This is a genomic window from Telluria sp. ZB2R32, assembly GCF_059685715.1.
Genome location: NZ_JCASIG010000005.1, coordinates 96,666 through 122,530 on the forward strand (window position 1 = coordinate 96,666; position 25,865 = coordinate 122,530).

The 25,865-nt window shown below is 67.2% G+C and carries 22 protein-coding genes; 13 read left to right on the forward strand and 9 right to left on the reverse strand.

Going from position 1 to position 25,865, the window contains the following annotated elements; all coding sequences use genetic code 11:
* Positions 1–62: 62 nt before the first annotated feature.
* Genes AC56LG_RS15620 through AC56LG_RS15630 form a run of 3 tightly spaced genes read right to left on the reverse strand, consistent with a single transcriptional unit; the run spans position 63 to position 1,516 of the window.
* The gene (locus AC56LG_RS15620) at positions 63–383 is read right to left on the reverse strand and encodes a DUF2288 domain-containing protein (RefSeq protein WP_497166988.1); all 321 of its coding nucleotides are present in this window, start codon (positions 381–383) and stop codon (positions 63–65) included.
* 9 nt (positions 384–392) lie between these two features.
* Complete coding sequence (locus tag AC56LG_RS15625; protein ID WP_497166989.1) at positions 393–1,076, reverse strand: RES family NAD+ phosphorylase; 684 nt, start codon at positions 1,074–1,076, stop codon at positions 393–395.
* A gap of 2 nt (positions 1,077–1,078) precedes the next feature.
* The gene (locus AC56LG_RS15630; protein ID WP_192050335.1) at positions 1,079–1,516 is read right to left on the reverse strand and encodes an antitoxin Xre/MbcA/ParS toxin-binding domain-containing protein; all 438 of its coding nucleotides are present in this window, start codon (positions 1,514–1,516) and stop codon (positions 1,079–1,081) included.
* A 122-nt stretch (positions 1,517–1,638) separates the two neighbouring features.
* On the opposite strand from AC56LG_RS15630, the gene AC56LG_RS15635 reads away from it, so the two are divergent.
* A complete protein-coding gene (locus tag AC56LG_RS15635; RefSeq protein ID WP_497166990.1) occupies positions 1,639–2,097 on the forward strand; it encodes a YybH family protein in 459 nt (152 codons plus the stop codon).
* Positions 2,098–2,148: 51 nt separating this feature from the next.
* On the opposite strand, the gene AC56LG_RS15640 is transcribed toward AC56LG_RS15635, so the two are convergent.
* From AC56LG_RS15640 to AC56LG_RS15655, 4 genes are all read right to left on the reverse strand, one after another.
* Positions 2,149–3,156 carry a Bug family tripartite tricarboxylate transporter substrate binding protein gene (locus AC56LG_RS15640; protein ID WP_497166991.1) on the reverse strand — a complete coding sequence of 336 codons (1,008 nt, stop codon included), beginning with the start codon at positions 3,154–3,156 and terminating at the stop codon, positions 2,149–2,151.
* A 33-nt stretch (positions 3,157–3,189) separates the two neighbouring features.
* Positions 3,190–3,921 carry an SDR family NAD(P)-dependent oxidoreductase gene (locus AC56LG_RS15645; RefSeq protein WP_497166992.1) on the reverse strand — a complete coding sequence of 244 codons (732 nt, stop codon included), beginning with the start codon at positions 3,919–3,921 and terminating at the stop codon, positions 3,190–3,192.
* Positions 3,922–4,197: 276 nt separating this feature from the next.
* A complete protein-coding gene (recJ, locus tag AC56LG_RS15650) occupies positions 4,198–5,892 on the reverse strand; it encodes a single-stranded-DNA-specific exonuclease RecJ (protein WP_497167374.1) in 1,695 nt (564 codons plus the stop codon).
* A gap of 13 nt (positions 5,893–5,905) precedes the next feature.
* On the reverse strand, positions 5,906–6,943 hold the full coding sequence (locus AC56LG_RS15655; RefSeq protein ID WP_497166993.1) for a hypothetical protein: 1,038 nt from the start codon (positions 6,941–6,943) through the stop codon (positions 5,906–5,908).
* Between the two features lie 312 nt (positions 6,944–7,255).
* Here AC56LG_RS15655 and AC56LG_RS15660 point away from each other — a divergent pair, with 312 nt between their 5' ends.
* The 9 genes from AC56LG_RS15660 to AC56LG_RS15700 all read left to right on the forward strand — a co-directional run bounded on the left by AC56LG_RS15660 (position 7,256) and on the right by AC56LG_RS15700 (position 21,275).
* The gene (locus tag AC56LG_RS15660) at positions 7,256–8,521 is read left to right on the forward strand and encodes a lipoprotein-releasing ABC transporter permease subunit (protein WP_497166994.1); all 1,266 of its coding nucleotides are present in this window, start codon (positions 7,256–7,258) and stop codon (positions 8,519–8,521) included.
* 28 nt (positions 8,522–8,549) lie between these two features.
* Positions 8,550–9,818, forward strand: coding sequence for a lipoprotein-releasing ABC transporter permease subunit (locus tag AC56LG_RS15665; protein WP_497166995.1), 1,269 nt, complete (start codon positions 8,550–8,552; stop codon positions 9,816–9,818).
* A complete protein-coding gene (gene lolD, locus AC56LG_RS15670; RefSeq protein WP_497166996.1) occupies positions 9,811–10,509 on the forward strand; it encodes a lipoprotein-releasing ABC transporter ATP-binding protein LolD in 699 nt (232 codons plus the stop codon). The genes AC56LG_RS15665 and lolD overlap by 8 nt, the downstream gene beginning before the upstream one ends.
* Positions 10,510–10,512: 3 nt before the next feature.
* Positions 10,513–11,313: a TatD family hydrolase gene (locus AC56LG_RS15675; protein WP_497166997.1), complete on the forward strand. Its 801-nt coding sequence runs from the start codon at positions 10,513–10,515 to the stop codon at positions 11,311–11,313.
* A 174-nt stretch (positions 11,314–11,487) separates the two neighbouring features.
* Positions 11,488–14,271, forward strand: a complete 2,784-nt coding sequence (locus tag AC56LG_RS15680; protein WP_497166998.1) for a type VI secretion system Vgr family protein — start codon at positions 11,488–11,490, stop codon at positions 14,269–14,271.
* Positions 14,272–14,290: 19 nt separating this feature from the next.
* A complete protein-coding gene (locus AC56LG_RS15685) occupies positions 14,291–16,027 on the forward strand; it encodes an esterase/lipase family protein (RefSeq protein ID WP_497166999.1) in 1,737 nt (578 codons plus the stop codon).
* Positions 16,024–17,754, forward strand: coding sequence for a T6SS immunity protein Tli4 family protein (locus AC56LG_RS15690; RefSeq protein WP_497167000.1), 1,731 nt, complete (start codon positions 16,024–16,026; stop codon positions 17,752–17,754). The genes AC56LG_RS15685 and AC56LG_RS15690 overlap by 4 nt, the downstream gene beginning before the upstream one ends.
* The gene (locus tag AC56LG_RS15695) at positions 17,751–18,905 is read left to right on the forward strand and encodes a T6SS immunity protein Tli4 family protein (protein WP_497167001.1); all 1,155 of its coding nucleotides are present in this window, start codon (positions 17,751–17,753) and stop codon (positions 18,903–18,905) included. The genes AC56LG_RS15690 and AC56LG_RS15695 overlap by 4 nt, the downstream gene beginning before the upstream one ends.
* Positions 18,906–18,929: 24 nt before the next feature.
* Positions 18,930–21,275 (forward strand): DNA internalization-related competence protein ComEC/Rec2, encoded by a 2,346-nt coding sequence (locus AC56LG_RS15700; RefSeq protein WP_497167002.1) that lies wholly within the window; start codon positions 18,930–18,932, stop codon positions 21,273–21,275.
* Here the strand turns inward: AC56LG_RS15700 and AC56LG_RS15705 are convergent.
* Positions 21,272–22,717 (reverse strand): sensor histidine kinase, encoded by a 1,446-nt coding sequence (locus AC56LG_RS15705; protein ID WP_497167003.1) that lies wholly within the window; start codon positions 22,715–22,717, stop codon positions 21,272–21,274. The genes AC56LG_RS15700 and AC56LG_RS15705 overlap by 4 nt on opposite strands.
* 1 nt (position 22,718) lies before the next feature.
* Positions 22,719–23,408 (reverse strand): response regulator, encoded by a 690-nt coding sequence (locus AC56LG_RS15710; RefSeq protein ID WP_497167004.1) that lies wholly within the window; start codon positions 23,406–23,408, stop codon positions 22,719–22,721.
* Between the two features lie 173 nt (positions 23,409–23,581).
* On the opposite strand from AC56LG_RS15710, the gene AC56LG_RS15715 reads away from it, so the two are divergent.
* The 3 genes from AC56LG_RS15715 (at position 23,582) to AC56LG_RS15725 (ending at position 25,813) form a co-directional block, all read left to right on the forward strand.
* Positions 23,582–24,049: a Spy/CpxP family protein refolding chaperone gene (locus AC56LG_RS15715; protein ID WP_497167005.1), complete on the forward strand. Its 468-nt coding sequence runs from the start codon at positions 23,582–23,584 to the stop codon at positions 24,047–24,049.
* A 13-nt stretch (positions 24,050–24,062) separates the two neighbouring features.
* Positions 24,063–24,911 carry a dioxygenase family protein gene (locus tag AC56LG_RS15720; RefSeq protein ID WP_497167006.1) on the forward strand — a complete coding sequence of 283 codons (849 nt, stop codon included), beginning with the start codon at positions 24,063–24,065 and terminating at the stop codon, positions 24,909–24,911.
* Positions 24,912–24,976: 65 nt separating this feature from the next.
* The gene (locus tag AC56LG_RS15725; protein ID WP_497167007.1) at positions 24,977–25,813 is read left to right on the forward strand and encodes an alpha/beta hydrolase; all 837 of its coding nucleotides are present in this window, start codon (positions 24,977–24,979) and stop codon (positions 25,811–25,813) included.
* Positions 25,814–25,865 lie beyond the last annotated feature (52 nt).

The window sequence follows — 25,865 nt, forward strand, 5'->3', positions numbered from 1 at the left end:
GCAGCAGCAGGAAATGATGCTGTGCGGCAAATTTGCAACATCGCGCGATGGCGATGTTGCAATTAGTGCAGCTGCTTTTTCTCCGGCTGCACCAGGATGAACGGATGCACCACGGCCGCCCACAGGAAGGCCTCGGCCGCGCTCCAGGTTTGCGCCTGCAGGTCGGACACCTTGGCCACCTGGCCGTCGGCCATCCAGCGCGCGATGCTGTCCTTGTCGTCGTGCGAGATGCGCATGGCGACGTCGATCAGGTCGAGCGCTTCGCTGACGTAGATGACGTTGCCCTGGGCGAAGTGGCGCTCCAGCTCGCTCCAGCCGATGCGGCCGGTTTCGCGGTTGATCTTGTCGTGCAGTTCGGTGTCGTTCTCGGGTTTCGTTTTCATGATTCTGATTCAAATAATCTCGACCGCCGGCGTCGGCGAACCCGCCCATGTTAACCGATAGGCCTGGCCCTTGCGCACATTGCCGACCAGGGCGGGGCGGAAGCACGCCAGGTTGATGCCGCCGGGATGGCGCACGCTCGGGTAGATGATGCCCATCGAGCCGAGGTCGAGCAGGGTCGCGGCCAGGTCCTGCGAGGCGACGTAGCTGCGCGGATCGAGGTATTTGTTGAAGCCGCGCGCACCGCGGATGTCGTGGAAGGTGGCGTTGAAATCGGCCAGCATCGCCTGGTAGGTGAGGCTGTCGTCGAAGCGGCCGATTTCCTGGTACTCGACCGTCTTGTGGAAGCTGACCTCGGCCAAGGCAGTCTCGAGCGAGAATGCGCAGTACCAGGCGCCGCGCTCGCCGTCGTTGAAGCGGCTGCCTTCGGGCCGGGCATAGGTATAGGCCGCATTGATGATGCGGAAATTCGGTACGCCGAACACCAGCTCGTCCATGCCGATGCCGGGCAACAGGCCGGCCTCGTAGCGCAGGCGCTCGTTGGTGGCGTTGTCGAGGTCGAACAGGTCGCGCAGGGTGGCGTCGTTGTCCGACAGCGGCGCCAGCACCGAATCCTCGAGGTCGGCGAAGCGCGAGGGCAGCAGGCGGCAGGTGTCGAACTGGCGCAGGCCCGTCAGTTTGGGCAGCGCGGGCAAGATCAGAGGCCTCCGCGGCGCGCGTCGAGCAGCTTGCGCACCGTTTGCATGGCCAGCAGGCCGCCGCCCATCATCAGGGCCAGCGGCGTGCGTCCGCCGAAAATCAGGTTGCTGTTGGGGAGCATCACCCATTCGTCGGCGAGCTTGTCGCCGTACAGGATGTGCAGCGCCTTGTAGATGCCGAGCAGGTAGGAGATGCGGGTGATGCGGTCCACTTCGAGCACCCGGTCGGGGTTCTTCTTCCAGTCGTAGAAGCTCGACGCCGACAGGCCGCCGAGCAGCTCGCGCGCATCTTCGTCGCGCAACTGCCAGGCGCCGGCCAGCTTGAAGAAGCCGACCAGGGCCGACTTCGACAGGCGCTCGCGCTCGGCGCGCGAATTGAGGTCGACCAGCACCGCCGGCTCGAAGCGGCTCTTCGGGTAGGAGTAGGCAAGGTTCATGGGTTTCTCCGATTTTGGAGTATTTATACTCCGATTCCGTAACCGTTGCAACTGACAGTTGTCAAGCCGTGTGCGCCGTGACAGAATTGGCGCCGACTTGTCAAAAGGAAAAGGTTATTCCAATGCGATGGCGATCGGCGGGAATCCTGTTTGCGGTGGTGGCCTGCATTGCGCTCACGGCCATCGGCATCGCGCGCGGCGCACGCGTGGCGCCGGGCGACGCGCGCCAGCAAGTGTTCAAGGCGGAACGCGAGTTCGCCGCCACCATGGCGCGGCGCGACTTCGAGGCGTTTGCGAATCATCTGTCGCGCGAGGCGGTCTTCATGGGGCCCGGCGGCGCGCGGCGCGGCAAGGAGGCCGTGGCCGCAGCCTGGCGCACTTATTTCGACAGGCCGGAGGCGCCGTTCTCGTGGGCGCCGGACGAGGTCGAGGTGCTGGCGTCGGGGACGCTGGCCTACAGCAGCGGGCCGGTGCGGGATGCGGCGGGGAAGCAGATCGGCAGGTTCAATTCGGTGTGGCGGCTGGAAGGGCCGGGGACGTGGCGCGTGGTATTTGACCGGGGATGCGATTGCCCGCGGTAGGGTGGGCACTTGTGCCCACGCCGTATCACACGATGCGCATGCGCGAACCGATCAATCCGCCGTCGCGCCCGACGCCTTGACCGTCTGCCCCCATTTCGCCGTCTCGCTGCGAATGAACTCGGCAAACTGTTCCGGCTTCTCGCCATGCGGCTCGGCGCCCTGTTCGGCGAACTTCTTCTTCACTTCCGGATCGGCCAGCGCCTTTAAAATCGACGCGTTCAGCTTCGCCACCACCGGCGCCGGCGTGGCGGCGGGCGCCAGCAGGCCGAACCAGGAAGTGGCGCTGTAGCCGGGTACGCCCGATTCGGCGATCGTCGGCACGTCGGGCAGGGCGCGCGAGCGTTGCGGCGTGGTGACGGCGATCGGACGCAGCTTGCCGGCGCGGACGTGGCCGATCACCGACGGCATGTTGTCGAACATGATCGCGGTCTGGCCGCCGAGCAGGTCGTTCAGCGCCGGCGCGCTGCCTTTATACGGGATGTGCTGCATGTCGACGCCGGCCATCTGGTTGAACATCTCGGCCGACAGGTGGATCGAGGTACCGCTGCCCGAGGACGCGAAGTTGACCTTGCCCGGATTGGCCTTGGCGTAGGCGATCAGTTCCTTCACCGTCTTGTACGGCTGCGACGGGTGCGCGACCAGCAGGTTCGGCACCAGCGCCACGCGCGTGAGTGGCTGGAAGTCCTTGATCGGATCGAAGGGCATCTTCTTGTACAGGCTCTGGTTGATGGCGTGGGTGCCGACGGTGCCCATCAGCAGCGTGTAGCCATCCGGCGCGGCGCGCGCCACCATCTGCGCGCCGATGTTGCCGCCGGCGCCGGGACGGTTGTCGATGATGACCGGCTGGCCCAGGTCCTTGGACAGGTACTGGCCGACCACGCGCGCCAGGATGTCGGTGGTGCCGCCGGCCGAGAACGGCACGACGATGGTCAGCGCGCGCGCCGGGAACGCGGCTTGCGCCTGGGCGACGAAAGGCACGGAGGCGAGGATGCCGGCGGCGAGCGCGGCGACGGTGAGCGCGCGCCGCTTGGGGGCGATGACGACACGGGAACGGGTCATGAGGGTCTCCTTTTTAATTGTGATGGGGTGTTTCTAGACAGGGGCAACGCCGAGCGTGGTGCCGCCGCAGACGTACAGCACCTGGCCGGTGACGAAGCCATTTTCCGGCGCCAGGAAGAACAGCGCCGCGCGCGTCACGTCCTCGGGCGTGCCGAGGCGCTTGACGACGATGCTCTCCAAGATGCGCCGGGTTTGCGGCGCGCCTTCCGGATTGCTGTTCCTGAACAGCTCGGTGGCGATCGGGCCGGGCGCGACCGCGTTGACGGTGACGCCGTCGCCGCCGAGTTCCTGCGCCAGCGTGCGCGTCAGGCCGATCAGCCCGGCCTTGGTGGCCGAATACACGATGCGTTCGGGCTTGCCGAGCGCGGCGCGCGAGGCGATGTTGACGATGCGCCCGCGGCCTGAAGCGCGCAGGGCCGGCAGGCAAGCCTGCAGCAGCAGGATCGGCGCGCGCAGGTGCAGGCCGACGACGTCGTCGAGGTCGGCCATGGTGGCGGCGTCGATGCTGCCGGGGCGGGTGGCGCCGGCGTTGTTGACGATCGCGGTGACGGTATACTGCGCTGCGATCTGGCCGGCGGCGGACGCGATCTCGTCTTGCTTCGTCAGGTCGGCCTGCAGCGACACGAGCTTGTCGTGGCCCCAGTCCGGGGTTTTATAGTCGAGATTGACGACGCTGCGGCCCTGCGCCAGCAGCGCTTCGCAGATGGCCCGGCCAATGCCGGAACTGCCGCCCGTTACCAAGGTCACTTCCTGTGCTTCGCTCATGCCTGCCGCTCCTGGAACCTGTCGGGTCCACGCGACCCGGCGTGCGTGATATTAGCATGGCGGCGGGGGCGGATGAGCATGGGCGCGGAGTTCAAACCGCTGTGCTGATGCGGAGCTGTACAACCGCGTGGGCACAAGTGCCCACCCTACGTAACGCAACCGTTTCATGAACTTGCTATGCGCGGTGGTGCACCGTAGGGTGGGCTCTCGAGCCCACGCGGTCGTGCGTTCGCATGCCGCACCGTTCAAAACAACCGGATCGCTGGCAAACCGCCCTCACGCCGGCTCCGCGTGCTCCACCAACAACTGCACCTTGGTCACACCGTTGTATTCGTTCGCATCGAGCCGGAACGCCACCCGCGCGCGGTCGCCCAAGCCATCGGTGCGCCCGAACCAGATCGCATCGTAGCGCCGCCCGTTCCGTTCCAGCAGCAGCTTGAGGTGCTTCTCTTTCAGGATGCGCTGGCTCAGCACGCGGAATTCGTCGCAGAACACCGGCGGCGCGAAGCCTTGTCCCCACACCTGGCCATCCATCAGTTCGATGAACGAGGTACAGTAAAACTCGTCTTCGAGCGGCCCGTCGGTCTCGACCACGCGCTCGAGCTGGGCCTGGGTCAGCCAGGCGCGCCCGACTGCTTCGAAGGCCTGCTGGAAGGCCTCGAAGGATTCGGCCTTCATCGTCAAACCGGCCGCCATTGCGTGGCCGCCGAACTTGTCGATCAGGCCCGGCACTTTTTTCGAGACCAGGTCGAGCGCGTCGCGCATGTGAAAGCCCGGAATCGAGCGACCCGAACCCTTGATCAGGCCAGTGCCGCCGGGCGCGAAGGTGATCGTCGGGCGGAAGAATTTTTCCTTCAGGCGCGAGGCGACGATGCCGATCACGCCCTGGTGCCAGCTGTCGTCGAACACGGTGATGGTGCTGCTGTCGCTTGGTTCGAACGCGTCCAGGTGCAGCAGGGCCGCGTCCTGCATGTCGGCCTCGATCTCGCGCCGCTTCAGGTTGATCTCGTTGAGCTGCTGGGCGATGGCCCAGGCGCGGCCTTCGTCGTCCGTGGTGAGGCATTCGATCCCGAGCGCCATGTCCTGCAAACGCCCGGCCGCGTTCAGGCGCGGGCCGACGGCAAAGCCGAGGTCGAACGGAGACGCGCAGCGCGCCTCGCGTCCCGCCACCCGGAACAGCGCCGCCACGCCGGCGTGCATGCGGCCGGCGCGCATGCGCTTGAGGCCCTGCGCGACCAGTATGCGGTTGTTGGCGTCGAGTTTGACCACGTCGGCGACCGTGCCCAGCGCCACCAGGTCGAGCAGGTTGTCGAGCTTGGGCTGGTTCTGCGCATCGAACACGCCGCGCCGGCGCAGTTCCGCGCGCAGGGCCAGCAGCACGTAGAACACCACGCCGACGCCGGCCAGGTTCTTGCTGGGGAAGCCGCACTCGGGCTGGTTCGGGTTGACGATGACGCGCGCCGGCGGCAGATGATCGCCCGGCAGGTGGTGGTCGGTGACGACGACGTCGATGCCGCGCCGGTTCGCTTCCTCGACGCCGTCGACGCTGGCGATGCCGTTGTCGACGGTGACGATGATGTCGGGCGATTTCTCGTTCGCGGTGAGTGCGACGATCTCGGGTGTCAGGCCATAGCCGTGCACCACGCGGTCGGGCACGATGTAGTCGACCTGCGCCCCCATCGCGCGCAAGCCGCGCAGGGCGGTGGCGCAGGCGGTGGCGCCGTCGCAGTCGTAGTCGGCGACGATGGTCATCTTCTTGCCGGCGGCGATGGCATCGGCCAGGAATACGGCGGCGGCGTCGATGTGTTTCAGGCCGCCAGGCGGCACCAGGGCGTTCAGTTCGCACGACAGTTCGCGCGCATCGAACAGGCCGCGCGCGGCGTAGATACGGGCCAGCACAGGATGCACGCCACCCTGGCGCAGCATTTCGGACTGGCGGAACGGGCAGGGGCGGGTGGTAATGCGTGTAATCACAGCGGGGTGCTCAAAGTAGTCGGTCCAGGGTCGGGCGGCGCCAGAAAGTGCGTTGCGCCAGGGCGGTGGTGGCGAATTCGGCATGCGCGTCGCGGCGGCTCAGCACCAGCGCTACTGTCCGCACGCGGCCCTTCTTCAAGGCCTCCAAGATGGGTGCGAACAGCGCGGCTTCAAGCTGCTGCAGCTGGGCGACCCAGCCGCCCCAGTCGGCGCCGACCGCATACGGGGCGGCGCTGGCGCAATACAGGATGGTGTCGCCGCTGGCTTTGGCGATAAAGTCGGCCAGGTCGGTCACGCGGGTGTCGCTGAGGATGGCAATGGCGCCGTGCGCATCGAAGGTGGCAAGCTTCGGCGCTGCCGGTGCCTTGCGCCGCGTCGCGTCGGCCGCGCCCCAGATCCAGAAGGCGTTGACGGGCGCCTGGCGCCGCGCCTCGCGCGCCGCATTCACCGGGTGCGTATGCCACAGGATCTGCACTTCGTTCTGCAGGCGCCGGAAGGCGGCCGCGGGCTCGCCGATCGGCATCCAGTCGGTCAGGTCCATGCCCAGTGTGGCGTCGGGCGTGGCTGTGTCGAGGCCGTTCCACTCGTCCGCGCGCAGGAACCAGGTGTGCGCATCGCCATACAGCAGCGTGTGGCCGGCTTCCTCGACATACGGCAGCGCGGCCTCGAACAGGGCGCGGCTGTCGGCATCGGGCAGGCGCAGGCTGGCCGGGTCGCCCATCATCAGGTGGGTGCGCGCGATTTCGATATGCACCGGGTTGACGATGAACCAGGTGCCCGCCTCGGGTTGCAGGCCGCAGGCGCGCATGGCTTCTGCCGCAAAGGCGGGGCGGCCGGCGTCCAGCAGGCCGAGGGCGCGCGCCAGCCATTGCTCGTGCGGCAAGGCGCGGATCGAATCGTCGACCGGCACGCGCGCATGGCTGCGCGTGCGCGACAGCAGCGCGGCCAGGGCCGGCGCATGGCTTGGCGTACTGAGGGCGCGCACCAGGTCGGGTGCGAATTCGGGAATGGGAAGGGCGAAGGGCAGGACGAGCGTGATCTGGGACATCCCGTGATTGTAGGCGAAATGGGGCCGGCGCGAGCGGGCGGCGCCGGTTTGGGGGGCGGGAACCGTGCCCATGGCGCCACACCGGTCCGCTTGCCGGAAGAGCGGGCCGGGCAGGTAAAACAGGGGTGCCTCGAACGCGTGCCGCAGCATGCCGCCTCCATCGCGCGCGAGTCCTCGTGCGGACTCACCCGTTCGACCTGCATCCGCCGCGCGAAGTTCCAGCAAGCGCAGCCCGCCTTTCGTGGCGTGGCGCACTGTCATGGATGAGCTTTGTGTGGCAAACTGCGGGTCGGTTGTCAAATACTTAAACACATGAGCATCATCTACAAGCTGCCGTACGAAGCGCTGGTCGGGCTGCGCTATACGCGCGCCGGCAAGCGTAGCGGCCGCAACCGCTTCATTTCCTTCATCTCGATGATCTCGGTGGCCGGCATCGCGCTCGGCGTCGCGGCCCTGATCGTGGTGCTGTCGGTGATGAACGGTTTCCAGAAGGAAGTCACCGACCGCATGCTGTCGGTGCTGGCCCACATCGAAGTCTACGACGTGCGCGGCGCCATGCCGGACTGGCGCGCGGTCGGCCGCGACGCTGCGCGTAATCCGAACGTGCTTGCCGCCGCACCGTTCGCCGACGTGCAGGGCATGCTGCTGCGCGACGGCGTCATGAAGCCGGTCCTGCTGCGCGGCATCCTGCCGGTCGAGGAGGGCAAGGTATCCGAAGTGGCGCGGCAGATGCGCCAGGGCAGCCTCGACAAACTCACGGCCGGTTCGATGAACGTGGTGCTCGGCAGCGCGCTGGCCAAGTCGCTGGAAGTGACAGTGGGCGAACGGGTGACGATGCTGCTAGGGAGTGCAGGCGGTAGCGCAGCCCCGGCCGCGCCGCGCACCCAGACCTTCACCGTCGCCGGCATCTTCGAAGCCGGCCACTACGAATTCGATTCCACGCTCGCTTTTGCCCACATCGACGACGCCGTGACGGCCGGCCGCATCGATGGTCCCGCCGGCGTGCGCCTGCGCCTGCGCGACATGCACGCGGCGCCGCAGGTGGCGGCGGAACTGCGCCGCAGCCTGGGCGAGGACGTGGTGCTGCGCGACTGGTCGCAGGTGAACACGATCTGGTTCGCGGCCGTGCAGTCGCAAAAGCGCATGATGTTCATCATCCTGGCGATGATCATCGCGGTGGCCGCCTTCAACCTGGTGTCGACGCTGGTCATGACGGTCAAGGACAAGCAGTCCGACATCGCGATCCTGCGCACGCTGGGCGCTTCGCCGCGTTCGATCATGAAGATCTTCATCGTGCAGGGCACGCTGGTCGGCCTGCTCGGCAGCGCCCTCGGCGTGCTGCTGGGGGTGACGGTGGCGCTCAACGTCGACGTCATCGTGCCGGCGATCGAACGCGTGCTCGGCATCCAGTTCCTGTCGAAGGAGATCTACCTGATCAGCGAGATCCCCTCGGAACTGCGCTGGCCCGACGTGACCAGCATCGGCGGCCTGGCCGTGCTGCTCGCCTTTCTGGCGACGCTCTACCCGAGCTGGAAGGCGGCGCGCATCAATCCGGCGCAAGCCCTGCGCTATGAATGACGTTCGAGATTATGAAAAGCAGCGCACCATGAGCATCCTCCACAAGTTGCCGTTCGAATGGCTGGTCGGCCTGCGCTATACGCGCGCCGGCAAGGGCAGCGACAACAGCGGCTTCATCTCCTTCATTTCGCTGATCTCGGTGGCCGGCATCGCGCTCGGCGTGGCGGCGCTGATCATCGTGCTGTCGGTGATGAACGGCTTCCAGAAACAGGTGACCGACCGCATGCTGTCGGTGCTGGCGCACATCGAGGTGTTCGACGCGCGTGGCGACATGCCGCAGTGGCGCGATGCGGCGCAAGAAGCGCTGCGCAACCCGGCCGTGCTGGGTGCTGCGCCCTTCGTGCAAAGCGAAGCCTTGCTGCAGCAGCAGGGCGGGGCGATGCGCCCGGCCGTCATCCGCGGCATCCTGCCGGGAGCGGAACGGGATGTCTCTGAGATGGCCAATACCATGCGCCAGGGCCGGCTCGATTCGCTCACGCCCGGCAGCTTCAACATCGTGCTCGGTTACGCGCTGGCCGGTGCGCTGAACCTGCAGGTCGGCGACAAGGTCACCATGCTGCTGGCGCAGGCCCAGGCCACGCCCGCCGGCCTGCTGCCGCGCATGCGCACCTTCACCGTGTCGGGCATCTTCGAAGCCGGCCACGCCGAATTCGATTCAGGCATGGCCTTCATCAGCCTGGAAGACGCGCAAAAGATGGAGCGCCTGGCCGCACCCGCCGGCCTGCGCCTGCGCATCCGCGACATGCACCAGGCGCCGCAGGTGGCGCAGGAGCTGAAGAAATCGATGTCGGGCGACCTGGTCATGCGCGACTGGTCGCAGCTGAACGCGGTCTGGTTCGGCGCCGTACAGACCGAGAAGAAGATGATGTTCATCATCCTGACCCTGATCGTGACGGTGGCCGCCTTCAACCTCGTGTCGACGCTGGTGATGACGGTGACCGACAAGCAGGCCGACATCGCGATCCTGCGCACGCTGGGCGCTTCGCCGCGCTCGATCATGAAGATCTTCATCGTCCAGGGCGCGGTCGCCGGCCTGCTCGGCACCGCGCTCGGCGTGGGCGGCGGCGTGCTGGTGGCGCTGAACATCGACGTCATCGTTCCATTCATTGAACAGTTATTGGGAGTGCAGTTCTTGTCCAAGGATATTTACCAATTCACGGCCGTGCCATCCGATTTGCGCTGGCCGGACGTGGCGCGCATCGGCGTCGTCGCCGTGATCCTCGCGTTCGCCGCCACCCTGTATCCGAGCTGGTCGGCCTCGCGCGTGAAACCGGCGGAGGCGCTGCGTTATGAGTGATGTTTCGAATGCGCCGGTCCTGGCCTGCCGCGGCCTGAGTAAAACCTTCAAGCAGGGCGACTACCAGGTGCAGGTGCTCGACAAGATCGACTTCGCGATCGGGCGCGGCGAACGCGTGGCGATTGTCGGCGCCTCGGGTTCGGGCAAGTCGACCCTGCTGCACCTGCTGGGCGGGCTCGATACGCCGAGCGCCGGCGCGGTGACGCTGCTCGGCGAAGACTTCGCCACCCTGTCCGAGACCCGCCGCGGCGAACTGCGCAATTCCTCGCTCGGCTTCGTCTACCAGTTCCACCACCTGCTGCCGGAATTCTCGGCGCTCGACAACGTCGCCATGCCGCTGCGCATCCGCCGCATACCGCACGCAAAGGCAATGGAGCAGGCGCAGGCGATCCTGGCGCGCGTCGGCCTGGCCAAGCGGGTCGTGCACCGGCCCGGCGAACTGTCGGGCGGCGAGCGCCAGCGCGTGGCCCTGGCGCGCGCCCTGGTCACGCAGCCGGCCTGCGTGCTGGCCGACGAGCCGACCGGTAACCTCGACCACACGACGGCGCTGGTGATTTTCGACCTGATGCTGGAACTCTCGCGCACCCTCGGCACCGCCTTCGTCATCGTCACCCACGACATGGAACTGGCGCGCCGCTGCGACCGCGCGCTGCGCCTGACCGAGCACGGGCTGGTGCCGCTGGAGGGATAAACCATGTGGATCGACACCCACTGCCACCTCGATGCGCACGAATTCGGCAACGAGGCGCTCGACGTGGCGGCGCGCGCCCAGGCAGCAGGGGTATCGATGATCGTGATCCCGGCCGTCGAACGCGGCAATTTCGAGACCGTAGCAAAGCTCGCGCAAGCAGCGCCGAACGCCAGCTATGCGCTCGGCATCCACCCGATCTACGTGCCGCGGGCGCGCGACGAAGACCTGGTCGCACTGCGCATTGCAGTGGAGGGCGCGATGGACGATCCGCGCTTCGTCGCCATCGGCGAGATCGGGCTCGACTTCTTCATTCCGCTGCTGTGCGAACCGGCCATGCGCGAGAAGCAGGAACGTTTTTTTCGCGAACAGCTGCGCATCGCGCGCGACTTCGGTATGCCGGTACTGACCCACGTGCGCCGCTCGCAGGACCAGGTGCTGAAGCACCTGCGCCAGGTAACGCCGCCCGGCGGCATCGCCCACGCCTTCAACGGCAGCGAGCAGCAGGCGAATGCCTTCATCAAGCTCGGCATGCATCTCGGGTTCGGCGGCGCCATGACTTTTACGCGCGCACTGCAGATCCGGCGCCTGGCAACGGGCTTGCCGCTCGAGCGCATCGTGCTCGAGACCGACGCGCCCGACATTTCCCCGAGCTGGATCCACCCGGCCCGCAACAGCCCGGAGCAACTGCCGGCGATCGGCGCCGCCCTGGCCGGACTGCGCGGCATCGATCCGGCCGAAGCCGCCGCCGCGGCCTGGGGCAGTTCGCTGGCGGCGATCCCGCGGCTGCAGGGGTTGCTGGCATAAAAAGGCAGCGTTGTGCGGAACTAATCGCGTTCGCCGAACTCTGCTGTTCAGGCAACCAAATGACTGTCGAGACAGTGCGAAGTTCGCCACAATCGGCCCGGGCGCGCTGATGCTGCGCAACCGGGTATTGTCGGGTTCGTGTGACCATTGCGTCTTTCGGTATGGGAGACGACATTGGACAGCGCGAGCGCCTTCCTGCGCGTACTGCGGCATGAACAGTCGCTGAGCACCGCGCACCGCGCGCTGCGCCTGCGCCTGGCGCATGCCGAAGGGCTCGAAGGCGAGGTCCTGCTGCCGCAACAGGTCACCGGCACCGAATCGATCTGCGGCGGCATCGAGTACCGCGTCGCCTGCGTCTCGAGCGACCCGGCGCTGCCGCTCAAGCGGTTCATCGCGCTGCCGGCCGAGCTCCAGATCGTCACCGACCGCGGCGCCTTGCGCAGCGTCTGCGGCATCGTCGTCGAGGCGCGTTCCGGCGACAGCGATGGCGGCCTCACGACTTACCAGCTGGTGCTGCGCGACGCGCTGGCGATCATGGAAAGGCGCGTCAACAGCCGCATCTTCCGCAACCAGAACGAACTCGCGATCGTGCAGGTGCTGTTCGACGAATGGCGCCATGCGAACGCGGTGCTGGCCGGCGCCTTCGAATACGAACTCGATACACTGCTCGACCTGTCGCAGTACCCTGCGCGCGAGCAGACGATGCAGTACAACGAATCCGACGCTGCCTTCGTGCGGCGCCTGCTGCGCCGGCGCGGCATCTCCTGGTGCGTGCGCGCCGGCCGCAGCCGCGCCAGCAACGTCGACCCGCTGCACGACCGCATCCCCGCGCACACGCTGGTGCTGTTCGCCGACGCCGCCCGCCTGCCGACGAACGCGGCCGGCACCGTGCGCTACCACCGCGACGACGCCACCGACACCCGCGACACCATCACCGCCTGGAGCGCGGCGCGCAGCCTGCAAGCTGGCGCCGCCTCGCGCCACAGCTGGGACTACAAGCAGCCGGCCGGCAGCGCCTTCATGGCGAGCGGGGCGCGCGCCGACTTCGACCAGGGCGGCCACGGCAACGCGCTCGCCGCCAGCCTCGACGACTACCTGGTCGAGGCGCCCCACGCCGGCAACGACGTCGAGGACAGCCTGCGTCTCGGCCAGCTGCGCATGGCGCGCCACGGCTTCGAGGCGAAATGCTTCCATGGCGAAGGCACGGTGCGCGACTTTTGCGCCGGCCAGTACTTCACGCTCGCCGGGCACCCCGAGATCGATACCCATCCCGAGAGCGAACGCATTTTCCTGCTCACCGAGCTGCAGGCGAGCGTGCGCAACAACCTGCCGGGCGACATGTCCGAACGTATCGAGCGCCTGCTTGCCAGGAGTGGCTGGAGCACGCCGCGCGGCGGCGCCCCGGTGCAGGTGCGCTTTACGGCGGTGCGCCGCGGCGTGCCCGTGGTGCCGGCGTTCGATGCGCGCGTCGACCTGCCGCATCCGCAGCTGCAAAGCGCGATCGTCGTCGGCCCCGCCAACGAGGAAGTCCATTGCGACAGCCTGGGCCGCGTGAAGATCCGCTTTCCCGGCATGCGCACGGCCGACCACGAACATGCCCACGGCGCCGGCGCCTCGGGCTCGCCGCTCGATTCGGCCTGGGTACGCGTCGCCTCGAACTGGTCGGGCAATGGTGCGCCCGCCGACCAGCCGCTCGGCGCATTGACCGTGCCGCGCGTCGGCAGCGAGGTGCTGGTGGCCTTCCTCGGCGGCGACCCCGACAAGCCGATCGTGCTGGCCCAGCTGTTCAACGGCCGCGCCATGCCGCCAGCCCTGAGCGCACAGGGCGCGCTGCCGGGCAACCGCTACCTGGCCGGCCTGCGCAGCCGCGAAATCCGCGGCCGGCGCGGCAGCCAGCTGCGCTTCGACGACACCAGCGGCCAGATCAGCGCACAACTGGCGAGCGACCATGCGGCTTCGGAACTGAACCTCGGCTGGCTGACGCGCCCGCGCGCCAACGGCCAAGGCGCGCCGCGCGGCGAGGGCGCCGAACTGCGCAGCGAGCAGGCGGTGGCCATCCGCGGCCGCAAGGGTGTGCTGGTGAGTGCCGAATCCGACGACAACGACGCCGGCCGGCAAATGGCGCGCAGCGGCCTGATCGGGCTGACCGAAGTGATGCAAAGCGTGGTCGACGAACTGGCCAGGCTCGCCGAGCAGCATGCCGGCGATGAGCACAGCAGCGGCAGGCTGGCCGAACTGGCCGAGAAACTCAAGCACTGGGAAGACGGTACCAATACGGCACCAAACGCCGCACCAGGCGCCGACGGCACCACCGAAGCCGCGCCGATCGTCGCCGTCACCGCGCCGGCCGGGATGGTGCTGGCCAGCCAGGACAACGTGGCGCTCGGGTCGGAAAAGAAGGTCGATGTGGTCAGCGGCGCCGACGCCGCCGTCACGGCCGGCCGCAACGTGTTCGTGCGCGCCGGGCGCGGCATCCGCGCCTTCGCGCATGCGCTCGGCATCAAGCTCGTCGCGGCGCGCGGCAACGTCACCCTCGAGGCGCACGAAGGCGGCATCGACATCATGTCGTCCAGGCGCATCAGCCTGGTCTCCTCGGAAGCCATCTACATCGAGGCGCCGCTGGTGCGCATCGTCTCGAAGGGCGCGCAAACGGAATGGGCCGATGGCGCAATCGCCCAGCAAAGCAGCGGCAAGCACGTCGTCAAAGCCGCGTCGGTCGTGCACGGCGGGCCGGGCGGCGGCGCCCCGGCAACGCTCGATTTCGCCTCGTCGAAGATCCGCGCCGACGAGCGCGTCGTCCTGCGCCACCGGCAAACCCTCGACCCGATCGCGCACCAGCGCTACATCGCCCACCTCGAGGACGGCAGCACCGTCAGCGGCGTCAGCGACGAGGCCGGCCGCACGCAACTGGTCACCACCGCCGCCCTCGGCCCGGTGCGTTTCGAACTGCTTCCCTGAACCCACCCGGATTGTCCCCATGAGCGAACCGACAAGGCCGTTACCGCCTCCATCCCCCTTGCCCGGCGGCGGCTGGGCGGTCGATTCTTTCACTTCATCGACCGATTACAAAATCATGGGGCTTGCCCTGGTGCCGACGGACCGGGTGGTGCCGGTGATCGTCGTGCCGGGCATCATGGGGACGAATTTGCGGGCGAAGCGCAAGCCGCGGACGGACGGTGGGGTTAATGAGAAGAATACGAAGGTGGCGCCGGGTACGCCGGTGTGGCGTCCGCCAAATGGCCCGAAGGAAGGTTTGAAGGCATCAACCGAATGGAGCCGCGTTTCGCCGGAAGACCGCCAGAGACTGTTCGACGGCCCGACGCTGGAAGTCGACGATCGCGGCGCCGTCATGTTGGAGAACGCCGCCTACGGCTATGTCCTGACGGCGGCGGAAGCGCGCGCGCGCGGCTGGGGCGAAGTCCATGCCGACTCCTACGGCGCCCTGCTCGACGCGCTGGAGATACGCCTGAACCATACCTTCGAGCCGGGGTACAACGGCAAGGGTAGCGTCCCGCGCCGGCACTGGCAGGAGGTAATGGCCTGCGCACCGGCCAAGTGGGGAGTGCGCGAATTCGAGCCGCTGACGCTGGCCCATCTCAAAAAACATGCGCAGTACAATTATCCGGTGTATGCCGTCGGCTATAACTGGCTCGAGGATTGCGGACAGTCGTCGCGCCGGCTGGAGCAGCGCATTCTCGAGATCATCGCCTTTTGGACCAAGTCGAAACGGCGCTGCGACCAGGTGATCCTGGTCACGCATTCGATGGGCGGCCTGGTTGCGCGCGCCTGCGCCAAGCGCATTCCCGACAAGATCGCCGGCGTCATCCACGGCGTCATGCCGGCGCTCGGCGCACCGGCCGCCTACCGCCGCCTTGCCTGCGGTACCGAAAGCGAGAGTCCGGACAATGGCCCGGGCGACAACCTGGCCGCCTCCAGGCTGGCGCTGATCCTGGGCGAGACCACCGAGAAAACCACACCCGTGCTGGCAACCTCGCCCGGTGCGCTTGAACTGCTGCCGAACCACCTGTATCCGGGACCCTGGCTGCACGTGCGTGTCATGACGGGCGTTGCAACGCCGCCCGCAAGCAGCGGTGGGCACACCAACGTCGCAGGCCACGGCCCGGCAACGCGCGATTGCCTGCATCTTCCGGGCGGCCGGTCGCTGAATCCCTACGATCTGTACCGCGACATGAACTCCTGGTATCGGCTGATCAATCCAGCGTTGGCTGATCCGGCGGGGAGATATCTCGAGGAAAAGGACGGCGTGAAAAACGCGATTTTAGATGCAATCGACACTGCCGAACGATTTCACCGCTCCCTGAAAGACTATTACCACCCAAATACCTATGCGTTCTATGGCGACGATCAGCACAAACGCGCGTACGGTCAGGTGCGCTGGGTAGCGTGGCAGCAGGCGGGAGCGGCGACGGCCGTCACGGCGGCAAATGTCGGTGCAGCAAGCTTCCTCGGCCATACGGCGCTGGGTCAGCGGCGCGTTCGTCTGGAAGGCAAGGCGGACCTGGTGTTTGCGCTGGAGCAGCAAGACGCACGCGGCGATGGCACGGTGCCGCAGCAATCGGGCACGGCGCCGCGAGGCAAGGTCAGGCAGGTGTTCGCGACGCAAGGCTACGACCACCAGGGATCGTACAAGCACCCCGACATGCTCATGCTGACGCTGCGCCTCGTGGTAAAGATCGTCCAGGAGATGCCGTGAAGCCCTGGGGGCGGCGAGGGCCGGCGCTGCTGCTGGTCGTCATCCTCGTTGCCGGACTGACGGCCGCCTTGGCCGCCGGCGAAGTGAAACAGCGCGCTGCGGCGCAAGGGCACAAGGAAAAGGTGGCGCGCATGACCCAGAACATGAAGGTTGTATGCATCGGCAGGTTTCTAATCGACATGCCGCAAGAGACACGCCTCGAGCTTCGGGGGACACGCATCCATGGGCTTGACATCTCGTCATTCGATGAACCTGAAGCCGATTTTCAAGTTCGGCTTGCCCAGCGCGAGGCGCAATTACGAGCGATGCCGGACCGGTTAGGCGGAAATAAGAATCTCGAATCGGTCAGGGATGTGAAGACGGAGAACGGCGTCGTCGGCAAGATATTCTTCCACAGCCGAAAGGTCAGGGAAGGGACTCAAGCGAACGGCCTGGAACTGGAACGTTACCGCTATGAAGGTATCGCGATTGAAGCCGTAGTGCATGGTCAGGGAGTAAGCTTCGCCCTGGTGGCCAATAATTACAATCCTGACAACATCGAAAACTTGCCCAGGCTGGTCGCTAAGCTAGTGCCGAACTCCCACAACCAGATTCCGACGGAGCCAGGCTTTTGCATCGACCGTGCCTGGTTCCGCGATCCGCTGACGGCCAGCCAGCGCGAAGAAATCATGATGTCCGCTCAGTTGCCGAGCCACCCTGACTTCGAGTTCCTGACTATTCTGGCCGCCGGAAACAAGCCCTCTCGTCAAAGCTTGCTCGAAAGGAGCGCAGACACGGATGCAAGGTTGACACTGGCGGAACGGTGGCGCATATCCACTCTGCGCTCAGCACCGCGACAAATTGCCGGCATCACCGGCGATGAACTGGTCACACGTTACGCCGAGATAAATGACACTGTCGGTTATTCATTCTGGTGGGAGGTCGCCGGAACGGACGACAACGTTTTCGTTCCGCACTTTGTTTTCAAAATGACCACCGGCGAGGGCGACAACGGGCCGGTTTCCACTTCCCTGTCACAAGACGCCGCCATGGCGCTCTGGGACAAGATATCGTCCAGCATTCGATTGCGCCCCACGCAGGAACGCAAGCCTGTCGCAGCCGTCGTGCCGCCAACCCCGCTCGGCACCTACGCCTGGGCCGGCGACCGCTGCCCCGAAAGCGGCTGGTGGTCGTGCAGCGCCGGTGGCAACGGCGTCGGCGTGCTCGGTGGCCAGCGCCAGTACATCAAGAAAGGCGAGCGCATGCCGCAAGCCTTGCTGTTGCCGCCACAGACCTTGTGGGAAAAGCTGCGCGGCATGCAGCCGAGTTACGAATCGAAGACGCAAACCTCGTGGAAGCTGGTCGACAAGCGCAACCGCAAGCGCGTGCCATCGCCACTGCCGCTGGCCCAGGCCACGCCGGCGGCGCCCGCCAGCATCACGACGGCTGGGCTTGGCCCTAGCGTCATGGAACAGCAGGGCGTCGCGGTCGGCAGTTTTGCCGCTACTGGAATTCCATGCCCGGCCAGCGGCTGGTGGCATTGCGAAGACCCACGCGCGCTGGATGGAACGCGCTGGTTCGCGCGCGGCAGTCTGCTGCCCTCGGCGACCTTCGCCGTGTCGCCCGCCGCCTTCGGTCGTTCGGCCAACGCCGCAAGGTCGATCGAACGCCGCGGTGCGTGGCGCTTGGTGCGGTTGGCCCAGTCGCCCAATCAAGTAGGCGGCAGCAACACCGGAGAAACAGCATGAGGCGCGCGCTCCGTAGCAGGTTCGCCAAACTGCTTGCCGCCGTCGTCATCGGGAGTGGGGCGGCAGCATTTGCGGTTGGACAGGTACGGGACGCCGAGGTGACGCGGCGGGATCAAGCCGACGTTGCGCGCATGACGAAGAACATGAAGACGGTATGCATCGGCAGGTTCCTTATCGACCTGCCCGAAGAGACGCGCCTTGAGCTGCACGGGCCGCGCATTGACGGCCTTAACATCTCGTCCGTCGATGAGTCAAAGGCCGATTTTCAAGTCCGCCTTGTACAGCGCGAAGCCGAGTTGCGGGCGACGCCGGATCAGTTTGGAGGAAACAATAACCTCGAATCGGTCAGGGAGGTAAAGATGGACAAGGGCGTCTTCGGCAAGATTTTTTTCCATAGCCGAAAGGTGACAGAAGGCACTCAAGCGAATGGCTTGGAACTGGAACGCTACCGCGACGAAAGTATTGCCATTGAAGCAATTGTGCATGGTCAGGGAATGCGTTTCGATCTGGCAGCGAACGGTTATAACCCCGACAACATCGAAAATTTGCCCAGGCTGGTCGCCAAACTGGTGCCGAACCCCCTGAACAAGATTCCGACGGAGCCCGGCTTCTGCATCGACCGCGCATGGTTCCGCGATCCGCTGACGGCCGATCAGGGCGAGGAAATCATGATGTCCGCTCTACTGCCGAGCCACCCGGACATCCAGTTTCTGACCATTCTGGCCGCCGGCAACAAGCCTGCTGCCCAAAGCTTGCTAGAAAGGAGCGCGAACACGGAGGCACGGTTCTCGCTCGCCCAAAAATTTCGCGTATCGCGACTGCGCGCTGATCCTCGCACAATCGGTGGAATTACCGGAGATGAACTCATTAGACGGGTCAATGAGATAAATGACGCTGTCGTTTATACGTTCTGGTGGGAAGTCGCCGGGACGGAAACCAACGTTTTTATTCCTCACTTCGTATTCAAGATGTATGTCGGTAAAACCCAAAACGGTCCAGTTCCATCGTCCCTGTCGCAAGACGCCGCCATAACGCTCTGGGCTAAGATATCGTCGAGCATCCGCTTTCACCATACCGGCCCGGACAAAGGCCGCGCCCCGTCTTCACACACGAGCAAGTCTGCCACGGCATCGCGCCCGCCCGGGGCCTGACACCGTCCAGCCATTCAGCGCACGATGCGCTCCCTCATCCTCGGCTTCGTCGCCGGCGCCGCCTTACTGCAGACGCGCGCCGCGCTGCCCGCCGGCTGGCAGATCGGCGCCTGCCTGCTGGCGGCCGTCGCCCTGCTGCTGGCCCTGCGCGGCCCGCTGCGCGCCGCACTCGCCGGCGCCCTGGCCGGCTTCGCCTGGGCCGCCTTCATCGCCCAGCTGGCGCTCGCGCCTGAACTCGCCAAAGCCGACGAAGGCCGCGACATCGAGGTCGTCGGCACGGTCGCCAAGCTGCCGCACGACTTCGGCCAGGGCGTGCGCTTCCAGTTCGCGGTCGAGCAGGTACTGACCGATGCGGCCACCGTGCCGCCGACGCTGGCCCTGTCCTGGTACCGCGCCGAGGGCGACCGCCTGCGTTTGCGTCCCGGCGAGCGCTGGCGCCTGCTACTCCGCCTGCAGCGCCCGCACGGCAACGCCAACCCGCACGGGTTCGATTACGAAGCCTGGCTGCTGGGGCAGGGCATCCGCGCCACCGGCTACGTGCGCGCAGCAAGCAGCAATCGCCGCCTCGACGAGTTCGTCGTCACGCCCGGCCACCTGGTCGAACGCAGCCGCGACGTCCTGCGCACGCGCATCCTGCAGGCGCTCGCCGGTGAACCCTATGCCGGCGTGATCGTGGCGCTGGTGGTCGGCGACCAGCGCGGCATCGAGCAGCCGGACTGGGACGTGTTCAACCGCACCGGCGTGAGCCACCTGGTCGCCATCTCCGGCCTGCACATCACGATGGTGGCAGGTCTCGCGGCGCTGGCGCTGTCCTGGCTGTGGCGCCGCTCCTTTTTCACCGGCGCCCAGTTGCCCTTGTTCCTGCCCGCGCAAAAGGTGGCCGCGCTCGGCGGCGCGCTGGCGGCGCTGCTGTACGTGCTGCTGGCCGGCTTCGGCGTGCCGGCCCAGCGCACCTTGTACATGCTGGCGGTGGTCGCGGCCGCGCTGTGGCTGGGGCGGCTCACCAGCGTGTCGCACATCCTGTGCCTGGCGCTCGGGCTGGTGGTGCTGCTCGACCCCTGGGCGGTGTTGTGGCCGGGCTTCTGGCTGTCGTTCGGGGCGGTGGGCGTGATCCTGTATGCGGGCCTGGGCCGCAGCGGCGCCGTGGGGAGCGGATGGCGCGCCACGTTGGCGCTCGCCGCGCGCACGCAGTACGCGGTGACGCTCGGGCTGGTGCCATTGACGCTGCTGCTGTTTTCCCAGGTCTCGCTGGTCGGTCCGCTGGCGAATGCGGTGGCGATTCCGGTGGTGAGTTTCGTCGTCACGCCGCTGGCGCTGGTCGGCAGCCTGCTGCCGGCGCCGCTGGCCGCGCCGGTGCTGTGGTGCGCGCACCTCGCGCTCGAATGGCTGGCGCTCGCGCTTGGGTGGCTGGCGGCGCTGCCGCTCGCCGTCTGGAGCGCGCCTGCGCCGCCGCCCCCGCTGTTCGCGCTGGCGCTGCTCGGCACGGCCTGGATGCTGGCGCCGCGCGGCTGGCCGCAGCGCTGGAGCGGCGCGGCGGCCTGGTTGCCGCTGTTCCTGCTGCAGCCGGCGTCGCCGGCGCCGGGCCGCTTCACCGTCACCGCCTTCGACGTCGGGCAGGGCATGGCGCTGCTGGTCGAAACGGCGCGGCATCGCCTGCTCTACGACGCCGGCCCGCAGTATGCGCCGGGCCAGGACGCCGGCAGCCGCGTGCTCCTGCCCTACCTGCGCGCACGCGGCATCCGCGGCCTCGACACCCTGGTCGTCTCGCACAGCGACCTCGATCACGTGGGCGGCGCGCCGACCCTGCTCGACGCGCTGGCCATCGACAGCGTGAGGAGTTCACTGGGACCGGGGCACCGCGTAGTGGCCGCGGCCAAAGCACATCGCCAGTGCGTGGCCGGCCAGCGCTGGGCGTGGGATGGCGTCGTGTTCGAGATGCTGCAGCCGACCGCGGCCAGCTACGAAGACAGCGGCCTGAAGGCCAACGCGCGCAGCTGTACCCTGCGCATTTCGGCGCAGGGCAGGGCGATCCTGCTGGCGGCCGACATCGAAGCGGCGCAGGAAGCGGCACTGGTCGCCAGCGACCCGGCCCTGCTGCGCGCCGACGTGCTGCTGGCGCCGCATCACGGCAGCGGCACCTCGTCCACGCCGGCTTTCCTGGCGGCGGTGAAGCCGTCGATCGGCGTGTTCCAGGTCGGGCACAGGAATCGTTACAAGCACCCAAAAAAGGAGGTATTCGAGCGCTATGGCGAGCTCGCCATCGAACGCCTGCGTACCGACGAATCGGGCGCGATCACCTTCGAATTCGGCGCCGGCATCGCCACCGGCAAATACCGGCGCGACCATCCGCGCTACTGGTACGACCGCTAGCTGGCCAACGGCAGCACGATCGCCACCTGCAGCCCGCCACCTTCGCGGTTCATGGCCCTGATCGTGCCGCCATGTGCATGCACCACGCGCTCGGCAATCGCCAGGCCGAGGCCATGGCCATCGACATTGTTGGTCGACGGGTTGGCGCGGAAGAAAGGCTGGAAGATCGTCGGCAAGTCGGCGGGCGCGATGCCGGGGCCGCGGTCGAGCACATCGACATGGACGAAGCGCGCATCGGCGCGCAGCGCGATGGTAACCACGCCACCGGCGCCGCCATGCTTGACGGCGTTCCTCACCACGTTCTCGATCGCGCTCCAGAGCAGGTCGGGCGCGCCATGCACTTGCAACTCTCCTGCGCCCTCGACCTCGATCGCGGGGCCATCGGGACCGGCCTCGAAGCGCACGTCGGAGGCGATGGCGTCGACCAGTTCGGGCAGGTCGACCGGCTCGCGCTTGGGCAGTTCGGGATTGGCTTCCAGCCGCGACAGGGTCAGCAGTTCGCCGACCAGTTTATCCATGCGCACGCTCTCGCGCTCGATGCGTTCGAGCGAGGCGGCGATCTTGTCGGGCTGCTGGTGCGCCAGGCCGATCGCCGCCTGCAGGCGCGCCAGCGGCGAGCGCAACTCGTGCGAGACGTCGTGCAGCAGGCGGCGCTGGCCATCCATCAGGGCGCGCAGGCGGCCGCTCATGCGGTCGAAGTCGCGTCCAAGGTCGTTCAGTTCGTCGCCCCCGGAGCTTTTGCTGTCGGCGAAACGCGGCGCCAGGTCGCCGGCGGCGGCGGCCTCGAAGGCATTGCGCAGGGCGCGGATCGGGCGCGAAAAATACCAGGCCAGCAGCAGGGCGAACAGCAGGCTGACGATGACGCTGGCCAGCAGCGGAATCGGTTTGCTCAGCGGCAGGCCGGGACCGAAGGGACCACGCGGGCCGTCGCCGCGTGCAAACTCCGGACCGCCGGGTGGGTCGCCAGGCGTCGACGCTGGTCCGGGATGGGCCGCAATGTGCGCCGCTGCGCCTGCACGCGGCGGACGCTGCACGAAGGCGAGCAGGCGCCGGCCATCGGGCGCGGTGAGTTCGCGCACCGGCCGGAACGGCCGGTCGGCCCCGAGTTCGCGCCGCGCCTGCGCCAGCACCGCCGGCGGCACGGCGCGTCCGAGCAGTTCGCGCCCGCTGGAATCAACGATGTAAACCGTATGCCGGGTCATCTGCTTGATCATTTCGCGCAGCGCCGGCATGCCGCCGTATTTCAGGGCGACCGCGCTCGCATCGAGCAGGAAGCCGGCCGGCGGCCCGGTCTCGATGCTGGCGACGCTGTGCGACAGGCGCGCCTGTTCGCGCAGCCAGAAGTAGCTGCCGATGCCGACAGCGGCCGCCACCTGCGCCAGCAGGATCGACAGGAAAAACTTCCAGAACAGGCGTCCCGCCGGGCGTGCGCGCGTGTTCATGTCAGGTGCGCAGCAGCTGGTAGCCGAGCCGGTAGACGGTCTGCAGCGGCGAACGCCCGTCGTCGAGCAGGCCGAGTTTATGACGCAGGCTGCTGAGGTGGACGTCGATGTTGCGGTCGAAGCGCGCCAGCGGCCGGCCCAGGCCCTGTTCCGACAGTTCGTTCTTGCTGACCGGGCGGCCGGCATGGCGCGCCAGCACTTCCAGCAGGTTGAATTCGGTGCTGGTCAGCTCCAGGTTGGCGCCATCCCAGGTGGCGCGCCGCTGTTCGGGCAGCACGGTCAGTTTGCCCACGCCGAGCACGGCGCCGGCGTTGGCGTCCGGCCGGGTGTCGTGGGTGCGGCGCAGGATGGCGCGCACGCGCGCGGTCAGTTCGCGCGGCGTGCAGGGCTTGGTGACGTAGTCGTCGGCGCCCAGCTCCAGGCCCAGGATGCGGTCGGCGTCGTCGCCGCGCCCGGTCAGCATCAAGACCGGGATTTTGCTGGTCGCGCGGATGCGGCGCAGCGTCTCGATGCCGTTCAGGGCCGGCATCATCACGTCGAGAACGGCGATCGCATGGCGTCCGCTCAGGGCTTCGCGCACACCGGTGGCGCCGTCGTGGGCGCAGGCGACCGTGAAGCCTTCGCCTTCGAGGTATTCGGTCAACATGGCGACGAGCTCGGTGTCGTCGTCGATCAGCAGGACGGTATTCATCCAGGGATGATAGCAAAGGCGCGCATGACGAGGCACGGCCGCGGAACGATTTTACCCAGCTTTACACGGGCTGCGGGCTGGTCGGACTTACCTCGATTTACGTCGGATTAACGGCGTTTTACAAGTCGTCCCGCCAGAATGAGGTCTTTCGAGATCCCATCAGGAGCAACAAGATGAAACCGTTCCGCAGCACCGCCATCTTCCTCGCCGCCGCCATGCTTGCCGCCGCGCCGGCCGCATTTGCCGAGGCCTCGCCGCCGGGGCATGGCATCGATCGCGGTGCGCAGAACGGTCCAGACGCCGGACCGGGCCCGGGCGAACGCCGCGGCCCGGGCGGCCACGGTCTGCCGTTCTTGCGCGGCGTCGAACTCACCGAGGCCCAGCAAGACCGCCTGTTCGCCATCCTGCAGGCCGAGGCGCCGCAGCTGCGCGAGCAGGACAAGATCGAAGACAAGGCGCACGAAGCACTGCGCGCCATGGCCGAGGCAGGCGACTACAGCGAAGCCAGGGCGGCGGGCCACGCCAGGGCCTTGGGCCAGGCGATCGCCGCGCGCGAACTGCTGCGCGTGCGCACCGGCGCGCAGGTCATGGCCCTGCTCACGGCCGAACAACGCGCCCAGGTCCAGCGCGCGCCACGTTGACAGGAGAGAGAACATGAGCACCGCACACCACCACCACGGCGACCTCCAGTCCGACCTCGACAAGCTGCTCGCCGCCAGCGCCAGCCGGCGCCAGAGCCTGCGCTGGCTGTTCGCCGGCGCCACCGCCGTGCCGCTCTACGGCTGCGGCGGCGGCAGCGGGGCCAGCGCTACTACCGCAGCCACCTCGGCAACCACGACCGGTGCGGCTACGACCGCCTGCACGGTCATTCCCGAGGAGACCGGCGGCCCATACCCGGCCGACGGCACCAACTCCGTCAACGGCAAGGTGGCCAATGCGCTGACCTTGTCCGGCATCGTACGGCCCGACATCCGCTGGAGCGTGGCCGGCGCCTCGGGCGTGGCGATGGGCGTGCCGCTGACGATCAAACTCAGGATCGTCAACGTGGCGAACAGTTGCGCCAACGCTGCCGGCGCCACCGTCTACCTGTGGCACTGCGACCGCGACGGCAACTACTCGATGTATGCGAGCGCGCTCAGCGCCGAGAACTACCTGCGCGGCGTGCAGGAAGCCGATGCCGACGGCATCGTCACCTTCACCACCATCTTCCCCGGCTGTTACGACGGGCGCATGCCGCACGTGCACTTCGAGGTGTATCCGAGCCTGGCCAAGGCCACGAGCGCCGTCAACCGCGTGACGACCTCGCAGTTCACCTTCCCGCTGGCGACCTGCAACGAGGTGTACACGGCGACCGGCTATGCCGCCTCGGTGCGCAACCTGGCGCGCATCAGCTATGCGAGCGACAACGTGTTCAGCGACGGCACCGCGCTGCAGATGGCCGCCATGAGCGGCGACATGGTCAACGGCTACGTGGCGACGCTGACCGTAGGTGTTTCCCTCTAAAGGAGTTCGCGGGCGAGCGGGGCACATTACAATCGGGGCTTCCTGTCGAGAGTCCCCGCGTTTCCATGACCAACCCGTCCAAGCCCCTGCTGCATTTCTGCCACGGTAACAGCTTCCCCTCCGGTACCTACCGCCAGCTGCTCGATGGCCTGGGTCGCCATTACGACGTCCGCTTCACCGACATGGTCGGCCACGATCCGCGCTTCCTGGTGGGCGATGGCTGGAGCGGCCTGGTGGACGAACTGATCGCGCAGCTCGAAGCCCACGGCCGTCCTGCGATCCTGGTCGGCCATTCGCTCGGCGGCATGTTGAGCACGATGGCGGCCGCGCGCCGCCCCGACTTGGCGCGCTGCGTGGTGATGCTCGATTCGCCCGTGGTCGCCGGCTGGCGCGCGCTGGCATGGCGCCTGGTGAAACTGCTGGGTAAAGGCTCGCGCTTTTCGCCGGCGCGCTTTTCCGAGCGGCGCCGCAACGTCTGGCCCGACCGCGCCGCCGCCTGGGAGCACTTCATCGCGAAGGACATCTTCAAGGCCTGGGCGCCGGGCGTGCTCGACGACTATCTCGACGTCGGCCTGAAACCGCATCCGGATGGCGTACAGCTGCGTTTCGACCGCGCCGTCGAGACCGCGATCTACAACGCGCTGCCGCACCACATGGGCGAGGTGATCCGGCGCGACTTTCCGGTGCCGGTCGGCTTCATCGGCGCGAACCATTCGGAAGAGCTGCGCCAGGCCGGCGTCGCTTCGACGCGCAAACTCGTCGGCGCGAATTTCGTGATGACCGAAGGTTCGCATCTGTACCCGCTCGAGCACCCGCTGCGCACGGCCCAGCTCACGCACCAGATGATCGGGCGCCTGCTCGGTACGCGGCTGGAAAGAAAGGCAATGCTGGCGGAAGGTTAATCCGGTGGCTGCTTTTCGCGTAAAATCGCCGGATTCCAAGTAATCCTGAAAG